Origin of the sequence: Streptomyces recifensis (assembly GCF_002154615.1) — a bacterium.
Classification (GTDB): domain Bacteria; phylum Actinomycetota; class Actinomycetes; order Streptomycetales; family Streptomycetaceae; genus Streptomyces; species Streptomyces griseoluteus.
The window spans coordinates 1-8,996 of the sequence record NZ_MUNH01000610.1 but is presented as its reverse complement, the minus strand read 5'-3'; the positions used below and the strand labels follow the sequence as shown (position 1 = coordinate 8,996).

7 protein-coding genes are annotated in these 8,996 nt (G+C 73.5%); 3 read left to right on the top strand and 4 right to left on the bottom strand.

Features of this window, described 5'->3' with window-relative positions; all coding sequences use genetic code 11:
* The 3 genes from solA to CCN33_RS27040 form a co-directional block, all read right to left on the bottom strand.
* Positions 1-996: N-methyl-L-tryptophan oxidase (gene solA / locus CCN33_RS27050; RefSeq protein WP_086696059.1), on the bottom strand; the 996-nt coding region annotated here is incomplete at its 3' end.
* 38 nt (positions 997-1,034) lie between these two features.
* Positions 1,035-3,515 carry a GcvT family protein gene (locus CCN33_RS27045; protein WP_086696058.1) on the bottom strand — a complete coding sequence of 827 codons (2,481 nt, stop codon included), beginning with the start codon at positions 3,513-3,515 and terminating at the stop codon, positions 1,035-1,037.
* A 279-nt stretch (positions 3,516-3,794) separates the two neighbouring features.
* Complete coding sequence (locus CCN33_RS27040; RefSeq protein WP_208621911.1) at positions 3,795-4,634, bottom strand: IclR family transcriptional regulator; 840 nt, start codon at positions 4,632-4,634, stop codon at positions 3,795-3,797.
* A gap of 273 nt (positions 4,635-4,907) precedes the next feature.
* On the opposite strand from CCN33_RS27040, the gene CCN33_RS27035 reads away from it, so the two are divergent.
* A complete protein-coding gene (locus tag CCN33_RS27035; RefSeq protein ID WP_086696057.1) occupies positions 4,908-5,231 on the top strand; it encodes a bifunctional 3-phenylpropionate/cinnamic acid dioxygenase ferredoxin subunit in 324 nt (107 codons plus the stop codon).
* Positions 5,232-5,262: 31 nt separating this feature from the next.
* The gene (locus tag CCN33_RS27030) at positions 5,263-6,435 is read left to right on the top strand and encodes an NAD(P)/FAD-dependent oxidoreductase (protein ID WP_208621910.1); all 1,173 of its coding nucleotides are present in this window, start codon (positions 5,263-5,265) and stop codon (positions 6,433-6,435) included.
* A 20-nt stretch (positions 6,436-6,455) separates the two neighbouring features.
* Here the strand turns inward: CCN33_RS27030 and CCN33_RS27025 are convergent, their stop codons facing one another.
* Positions 6,456-6,986, bottom strand: a complete 531-nt coding sequence (locus tag CCN33_RS27025; protein WP_086696056.1) for a hypothetical protein — start codon at positions 6,984-6,986, stop codon at positions 6,456-6,458.
* A gap of 417 nt (positions 6,987-7,403) precedes the next feature.
* Here CCN33_RS27025 and CCN33_RS27020 point away from each other — a divergent pair.
* Positions 7,404-8,996: nitrate- and nitrite sensing domain-containing protein (locus CCN33_RS27020; RefSeq protein WP_140394696.1), on the top strand; the 1,593-nt coding region annotated here is incomplete at its 3' end.

Genomic DNA, 8,996 nt, shown 5'->3' with positions numbered 1-8,996 from the left:
GGCGGGGTGCCGGGCGATCACGAAGTGCTCGTCCGGGGTGTTGGAGTACATACAGGTGGCGGCCTTCAGGAAGGTGCCGGGCAGGTCGGGGATCAGCGCGGCCATGTGGTCCGCCATGGCCCGGACCTCGTGTTCGTGCACCGTCCGGTCGATGGTCTCCGGCGTGGTGTGCTGCCCCTTGCGGAAGAACGCGACCTTGGCGCCCTTCCGGGGGCCGTCGATGGCGGGGAAGCCGTACACCTGGACGCCGTCCGCGTCCTCCCAGATGTAGACGGGATGCCGTTCCGGCTCGAACGGCGCGGTGCCGCCCGTCGGCTGGAACCAGTACATGACCTGCCGCTCCACGGTGATCGGCACGCCGATGTCCGCCAGCAGCCGGGGCGCCCAGGCGCCGGGGCAGATCACCAGTTGCCCGGCGGTGTACGTGTTCTCGCCGGTGTGCACGCGCACCCCGTCCCGGTACGGCTCCCAGCGCGCCACCGGTTCCTCGAAGCGCAGCTCCGCGCCCTGCCGGGTCGCGAGCTGGAGATGGGCGGCGACCATGTTCTCCGGGCGCAGCAGGCCCGCCTTCGCCTCGAAGAGGGCCACCTCGTCGTCGGCCGGGGCCAGGGTGGGAAAGCGGCGCCTGATCTCCTTGGCGTCCAGCATCTCGTGCGGCAGATCCCACTCGGTGGCCGAGCGAAGCGAGCCGGAGACGGTACGGGAGTCCGGCCGGCCGACCATCGCGCCGCCGCACAGGACGGAGACCTCCCGGCCGGTGGCCCGCTCCAGCTCCTCGTACAGCTCGTAGGCGCGGAGCAGCAGGGGTACGTACGCCGGGTCCTCGAAGTAGGACTGGCGGGTGATGCGGGAACCGCCGTGGCTTGAGCCCCGGTTGTGCACCGGGCCGAACTTCTCCAGCCCGAGCACCCGCGCACCGCGGGCGGAGAGGTGGTGGGCGGCGGCGCTGCCCATGCCGCCCAGGCCGATGACGATCACGTCGTAGGTGGGGGACACTTTGTCGGACCTCCTGGGGTGGGGCGGGGGGCGTCTCGTCAGCGGCGGATGCGGGTCATCTCCGGGTCGAACAGCGGCTCCTCGGCGACGGTCGCGGGGACCTTCTCGCCGAAGTACCCGATGTGCACGCCCGTACCGGGGGCGAGGCCGGCCGGGAGCCACGCGTAGGCGACGCACCGGCCCAGCGTGTAGCCGTACCCCGCGCTGGTCACGTGGCCCGCCGTCGTGCCGTCCACCGACACCGGTTCGCTGCCGAGTACCACGGCGGCCGGGTCGTCCAGCAGCAGCGGGGTCAGCCTGCGGGTGGGCTCGGGGCGGTCGCGCAGGGCGTCGCGGCCCGCGAAGTCGCCCTTGTCCATCCGTACGGCGAAGCCGAGGCCCGCCTCGGCCGGGGTGTGCTCGGCGGTCATGTCGGTGCCCCAGGCGCGGTAGCCCTTCTCCAGCCGGAGCGAGTTGAACGCCGAGCGTCCGGCCGCGACCGCCCCCAGCTCCCGGCCCGCCTCCCACAGGGTGTCCCAGAGCCTGAGGCCGAGGTCGGCGGTGGTGTACAGCTCCCAGCCCAGCTCGCCGACGTAGCTCAGGCGCATGGCGGTGACCGGGACATGACCGATGTGGACGCGCCTGGCGCGGAAGTAGCCGAAGCCCTCGTGGGAGAAGTCGTCCCCGGTCAACGGCTGCACCAGGGCGCGGGCCAGCGGGCCCCAGACGCCGACGCAGCAGGTGCCGGAGGTGATGTCCCGGACCTGTACTCCCGCGGGGGCGTGCCGGACGAGGTGGTCGAGATCGGCGGCGGAGTTGGCGCCGATCTGGAAGTGGTCCTCGGCGAGGCGGGCCACGGTCAGGTCGGAGCGGATACCGCCGTTGTCATCCAGGAGCAGGGTGTACGTGACGGCGCCGGGCCTTTTGCGGAGCTGGTTGGTGGTCATGCGGTCGAGGAAGTCCAGGGCGCCGGGGCCGGTCACCTCCAGGCGGCGCAGGGGGGTCATGTCGTAGAGGGCGACGCGCTCGCGGGTGGCGTGGGCCTCGGCTGCGGCGACGGGGGACCAGTAGCGGGCCGACCAGGGGTCGCGTCCGGGCGACTCGGCGTCGAGGGAGGCCACCAGCGGAGCGTTCGCCTCGTACCAGTGAGGGCGCTCCCAGCCGCCGCCCTCCAGGAAGAACGCGCCGAGCTGCTCCTGCCGGGCGTGGAAGGGGCTGACCCGCAGCGGGCGGGGTCGCTCCATCGGCTGGAGGGGATGGGTGACGTCGTACACCTCGACGAACTGCTGTGAAGCGCGTTCACGGACGTACGCGGGTGAACGCTGCGCTCCTTCGAATCGCGTGACATCGCAGTCGTGCACGTCGATCGACGGCCGGCCGTGGACCATCCATTCGGCCACCGCCCGGGCCACACCCGCGGAGTGCGTGACCCACACCGCCTCCGCCAGCCAGAAACCGCGCAGTTCACGGCTCTCCCCGAGCAGCGGCATGCCGTCCGGGGTGAACGAGAACACCCCGTTGAACCCGCTCTCCACCTCCGCCCGGCGCAACGCCGGCACCAGCCGCCGGGCATCCGCCCAGCTCGGCGCCCAGTCCTCCTCGGTGAAGGGATACGAGGACGGCATCTCCATCCCCCGCCCCCGCGCCGCGTCGTACCCCGGCACGCCGAACGGGTCCACGGGCAGCGGCCGGTGCGCGTAGGAGCCGATGCCGATCCGGTCGTGGTGCTCCCGGAAGTACAGGTCGGCGTCCTGGAAGCGGAGGATGGGCAGGGTCGCCTCCACGCGTGCCCCGCTCAGCTCGGGCAGCGGCCGGGTCCGCGCGTACTGGTGCGCCAGCGGCTGCAGCGGCACGTCGACCCCGGCCATCCGCCCGATCACCGGGCCCCAGAAGCCGGCCGCCGAGACGACGTGGTCGGCCGGGAAGACGCCCCGGTCGGTGACGACGCCGCTGACCCGGCCGTCCGCCCGCTCGATGCCGGTGACGGTGTGCCGGTCGAGGAAACGGGCGCCGCGCGCGGTGGCCCGGTCGAGCTGGGCGCGGCAGGCGAGTACGGCACGGGCCAGCCCGTCCTCCGGCGTGTGGAAGCCGCCCAGCACCGCGGACTCGTCCAGCAGCGGCCAGAGTTCCTTGCAGCGGGCGGCGCTCACCACCTCGCCCCGCACGCCCCAGGCCGCGGCCAGCCCGGCCCTGCGGTGCAGGTCGGCGAGGCGCTCGGGGGTGGTGGCCAGCTCCAGACCGCCGACCGGTTCGAAACAGGGGACGCCGTCGTGGCTGAGCGAGCCGAACTTCTCCACGGTGTACCGGGCGAACCCGGTCAGCGTCTTCGACGGGCTGGTCCGGAACACCAGCCCCGGCGCGTGCGAGGTGGAGCCGCCGGGGGCGGGCAGCGGGCCCTGTTCGAGAACGGTGACGTCCGTCCAGCCCCGCGCGGTCAGCTCGTCGGCGAGCGAGCAGCCGACGATTCCGGCGCCGACGACGACGACGCGCGGGGAGGTCTCGGGTGACGGATACGGAAGGTCTTCGGGCGTTGCGGACATGCCCCTCCTTGTGCGGACGGGGGTGGGGGAGGTCGGGCGCCGACCGGTGCCTCTGCTGTTGCGCATCGCACGATGGGTTGCGTGGTGGGGAACATAGTGAGAACGCCGCGACAGCACCGTCAAGAGGTGTGTGTGAACCCTTGGCAAAAGGAGTCGGGGTCGCCGAAACCGTCCCGACACATGGAGAGGCGAAGCCCCTGCACACGGCGGCGCGGCACCGGCGACTCCCCGGTGCCGCGGCGTGATGGCCGGGCCGCCGAACGTCCGCCCGGCCCTCCGTCAGAAGCCGTAGCCCATGCGCCGGGACAGCTCCTCGCCCGCCGCCACCATCCGCTTCGCCACCACCGGCAGCCGCTCCGGGCCCAGCCGGTACACCGGCCCGGAGACGCTGATCGCCGCGATGACCTTGCCGTCGTGCGCCCGGACCGGCGCGGCCGCGGCGGCGAGACCCAGCTCCAACTCGTCGGTGGTCACGGCGTATCCGCGCGTCAGCACGGACTCCAGCTCGGTCCGCAGCAGGGCCGCGCCGGTGACCGTGCGCTCGGTGAACCGGGGCAGTGGCCGGGCGAGGAAGCCCTCGCGGAGGGTGGGCGGCATGTGCGCGAGCAGCACCTTGCCGCTGGAGGTGGCGTGCAGCGGGGTGCGCCTGCCGAGCCAGTTCTGCGCGGTGACCGAGGCGGCGCCGCGGGCCTGCATGACGTTGACGGCGGCGTCGTCGTCCAGCACCGCGATGTTCACCGTCTCGCCGAGTTCGTCGGCGGTCTCGCGGCAGACGGGGACGCCCTCCTGGGAGATGTCCAGCCGGACCGCCGCCGCTCCGGCGAGGCGCAGCACGCCGGCGCCCAGGAAGTACTTGCCGCGGTCGCTGGCCTGGCTCACCAGGCCCCGGTTCTCCAGGACGCCGAGCAGCCGGAACGCGGTGGACTTGTGCACGTCCAGTTCCCCGGCGATCTCGGTGACACCCGCCTCACCGTGCCGGGCGAGGATCTCCAGCACGCTCACGGCGCGGTCCACCGACTGCACGGAACCGGCCGCACCGCGACCTCTGCCCCGCTCCGGGGAATCGTCGTCCGCCCTGGTCTCGTCGCCGCGGTCGGCCCGCTTCTGCGTGCGGCTCATGGCTCGACTCCCACCATCTGCCGGCCCGGTTCGGGCCGCGTCTGCGGGGAGCCCTTGACGCGACGGCCGTCCCGCGCGGATTCTGTTGCGCACAGCGCATGTTCGTGCGCCCTGCGGAACATCATGTTACCGAAGCGTCCGTGTCCCGGAAGGGGTGCGGATCACTCGGACCTGCCCGGTCCACCGCGCCCCCGCCCTTGCCGCACCCTCGCATCCTGCCGTCTGCACCTGTCCGGTCCGGACCGAGCGTCCCGGACCGAGAGGGGGGTATCCATGATTCCCGTCTGCCGTCTCGAAGACCTCCCCGAGGGCGAGTCCGTCCGGCTCGACACCGCCCCGCCGATCGCCGTGTTCCGCACCGACGACGGCTCTCTCTACGCAGTCGACGACACCTGCACCCACCAGGACGCCTCGCTCTCCGAGGGCTGGCTGGAGGGGTGTCTGATCGAATGCCCGCTGCACGCCGCCGCGTTCGACCTGCGCACGGGCGCCCCGACCTGCCTCCCGGCCCGGCACGCCCTGCGCACCCACCTCGTCACCGTGGACGACGGCGTGATCCACGTCCATGTCACGGTGCGCGAGGGAACGGCCGCCTGACCGCGCCCCCGCGGACAAGGAGTCACCGCACATGAGGACCGTGACCATCGTCGGCGCCTCTCTCGCCGGGCTGTACGCGGCCCGCGAGCTGCGCGCGCAGGGGTACGACGGCCGGCTGGTCGTCGTCGGCGACGAACCGCACCCGCCCTACGACCGCCCGCCGCTCTCCAAGGACTTCCTCACCGGCCGCGCCGACGAGCACCAACTCACCCTGGCGGACCCCGAGGAGACCGCCGACCTCGACGCCGAGTGGCTGCTCGGCGTCCGCGCGCGGGGCCTCGACACCGGGACCCGCACCGTACTGCTGGAGGACGGCCGCACCCTCGCCACCGACGGGCTGGTCATCGCCACCGGCGCCACGGCACGCCGACTCCCCGGCGCCCCGCCCGACGTCCGCACCCTGCGGACCCTGGACGACGCCCGCGCCCTGCGCACCCGGCTCACCCGGGGCCCCCAGCGGGTCGTCGTGATCGGCGGCGGCTTCATCGGCGCCGAGACCGCCGCGTCCTGCGCCGCCCTCGGCCACGACGTCACCGTGCTCGAAGCCGCCCCGCTGCCCCTGCTGCCCCAACTCGGTCCGGAGATGGCCGCCGTGTGCGCCACGCTCCACCGCCGGGGCGGCGTGCGGCTCCGCACCGGCACCGGCGTGACGCGCATCGGCCGCACCGGGTCGGCCACGGCCGTGGAGCTGGCCGACGGCCGCACCCTGACCGCGGACGTCGTGATCGCGGGCATCGGCGCCCTCCCGAACACCGCCTGGCTGACCGGCTCGACGCTCGCTCTCGGCGACGGCGTGCTCTGCGACGACGGATGCGTGACCGCGTTGCCTCAGGTGGTCGCCGTCGGCGACGTGGCCCGCGCCGGGGGCATACGCGCCGAGCACTGGACCTCGGCCACCGAGCAGCCCCGCGTCGCCGTCACCAACCTGCTCGCCGGACGCACCCTCGCCACTCTGCGGCCGGTGCCCTACTTCTGGTCCGACCAGTACGGCTCCCGCATCCAGTTCGCCGGCCGTTACCGAGCGGGCGACACCGTCCGGGTCACCGAGGGGGAAGTGTCCGACGAAGGCCCCGGCGACGGAGGCTTCCTGGCCCGCTACGAACGTGCGGGCACCACCGTCGCCGTGCTCGCGGTGGACCGGCCCCGGCCCTTCACCCGCGCCCGGCGCGCACTCGGCCGGGCCGTGGAGACCGCCACGACGTGAGTCCGCGCGGGTCGGTTGCCTCAGGGGTGGGACAGCCGCTTCGCGCCGGCCCGCCTGGCTATCCGCTCCTGGTCCCGGCGCGCGGTGCGCTCGCGGCGCCGCGCCGCCCGCCGCTCCCGGCGCAGCTGCCGCGCGGTGCTGCTGGGCTCGGAGACCACTCCGTACCGCTGGTTCCAGACCTGGCGGGTCACCCAGACGTCGACCACCGCCCAGGTGGCCACGACCGTGCTCACCACGCTGCTGATGACCATCGGGAACGCCGCCCAGGACCCGGCCAGCGTGCACAGGAACGCCACCATCGCCTGGATCAGCGTCACCGCGATGACCAGCACCGCCCGCACCGCCGCCGTACGCACCGGGTCCGCCATCCGGCGCCGTTTCGCGGGCTCCTCCACCCACAGCGGCCGGTACTCCGCCTGCCGCCGCCCGGCTCTCACGCCACCCGGCGTACGCGCCGGTGTCCCGCGCTCCGGACCCACCTGGCCCGGAATCCGCGCCGGGCGCTCCGCCACGCCAACCTCGGGCGCACCGCGCCGCTCAGCCGTGCCCATCACCGTGTCACTCCCCACCGCCGGCAAACCGCTCGCCCCGGAACCCGAAGGCCCCGACTCCCCAGTGGCTGCCCGGCTTGCGCTGTTTTACGCGGCCGGGGCGAAGGACGCGGCCGGTGTGGCCGATTCCCTCCCCGTTTCCCCATGTGAACGACGAACGAGGCGACTCGAAGATTCCCGACTTGTGAAAATTTCCAGCCAACCGTTGTCCGTACTGTTTCGGCCCGCTTCCCCTGGACCCCTCCCGTCACGGCCGCAATCTCCCCCAATGCCCGGACAACTCGCCATCTACCGCCTGGCATAGGGGAGTTCACGCATCAGACGCGCCTACGAGGCACTTGTGGGGCGGTAGTAGGCTCGCGCCGTTCCGAGTCGGACACACGTACCCCCGGGTGAGGGGTCGAGCTGGGGGAGGCCATGCGGTTTCGCGGGAAGTCGATCCGCCGGAAGATCGTGGCGCTGCTTCTCGTGCCGCTGGTGGCCCTGACCGTCGTGTGGGCGTTCGCCACGGTTCTGACGGGGAGTGAGGTCGCCCGCTCGTTGCGCGTCTCACGCGCCGTGAAGGACATCGGCCACCCCACCGAGGACACCGTCCGCGACCTCCAGCACGAGCGCCGCCAGAGCCTCGTCTACCTCGCCGACCCGCGCGCCGCAGACGCCCTCGCCGAACTGCACCGCTCGCGCACCGCCACCGACCGGGCCCTGGCCACCCTCCGCGCCAACGCCCGGAACCCCAGGACCCGCGACGCGCTGCGCGGCGAGGACGGCGAACGCCTCACCACCGCGCTCGACGCCCTCGGCGGCCTGGAGTCCCTGCGCCGCAGCGTCGAGGAGCGCACCGTCACCCGCGCCGGGGCGCTCGACCTCTACAACCGCCTGGTCGACCCCTGCTACGCCCTGGTCGCCGCGGTCGACGGCGTCGACGACGTCGAGATGGACAAGCAGGCCGGTGCGCTCGTCAACACCGGCCGCGCCCGCGAACTGCTCTCCCGCGAGGACGCCATCCTCGGCTCCGCCCTGGTGGTCGGCAGCCTCTCCCGCGAGGAGGCCCGCCAGGTCTCCGACCTCGTCGCCCAGCGCACCCTCCTCTACGACGTCAGCCTGCCGCTGCTGCCGGCTCCGGAACGCGACCGCTACGCGAGCTACTGGCGCAACGCCACCACCTCCCCCCTGCGGGCGGCCGAGCGCGAGGTCATCGACACCGGCGCCGGCATCCCGCGCGGTGTCACCACCGCGAGCTGGCACGCCGTCGCCGGCGGCGTCCTCGAAGACCTCGGCACCATGGACGACCAGGCCGGCCACCGCTTCCGCGACCGGGTACGGCCCGTCACCTACGGGGTCATCGCCCAGGCCGCCGCCGTCGGCATCCTCGGCCTCGCGGCCCTCCTCGTCTCCCTGGTCCTGTCGGTGCGCGTCGGCCGCCGTCTCATCCGCGACCTCAAGCGGCTGCGGACGGAGGCGCACGAGGCGTCCGCCGTCCGGCTGCCCCACGTCATGCGCCGCCTCTCCGCGGGCGAACCGGTCGACGTGGAGAGCGAGGTGCCCCGGCCCGACTACGACCAGAACGAGATCGGCGAGGTCGGCCGCGCCCTCAACACCCTCCAGCGCGCCGCCGTCGAGGCCGCCGTGAAGCAGTCCGAACTGCGCGCCGGGGTCTCCGAGGTGTTCGTCAACCTCGCCCGCCGCAGCCAGGTGCTGCTGCACAAGCAGCTCACCCTGCTGGACACCATGGAGCGCCGCACCGAGGACACCGACGAACTCGCCGACCTCTTCCGGCTGGACCACCTCACCACCCGCATGCGCCGCCACGCCGAGGGTCTGGTGATCCTCTCCGGCGCCGCCCCCTCCCGCCAGTGGCGCCGCCCGGTACGGCTGATGGACGTCGTCCGCGCCTCCGTCGCCGAGGTGGAGGACTACGAGCGGGTGGAGGTACGGCGGCTGCCCCGCGTCGCCGTCATCGGCCCCGCCGTCTCCGACCTCACCCACCTCGTGGCCGAACTGCTGGAGAAC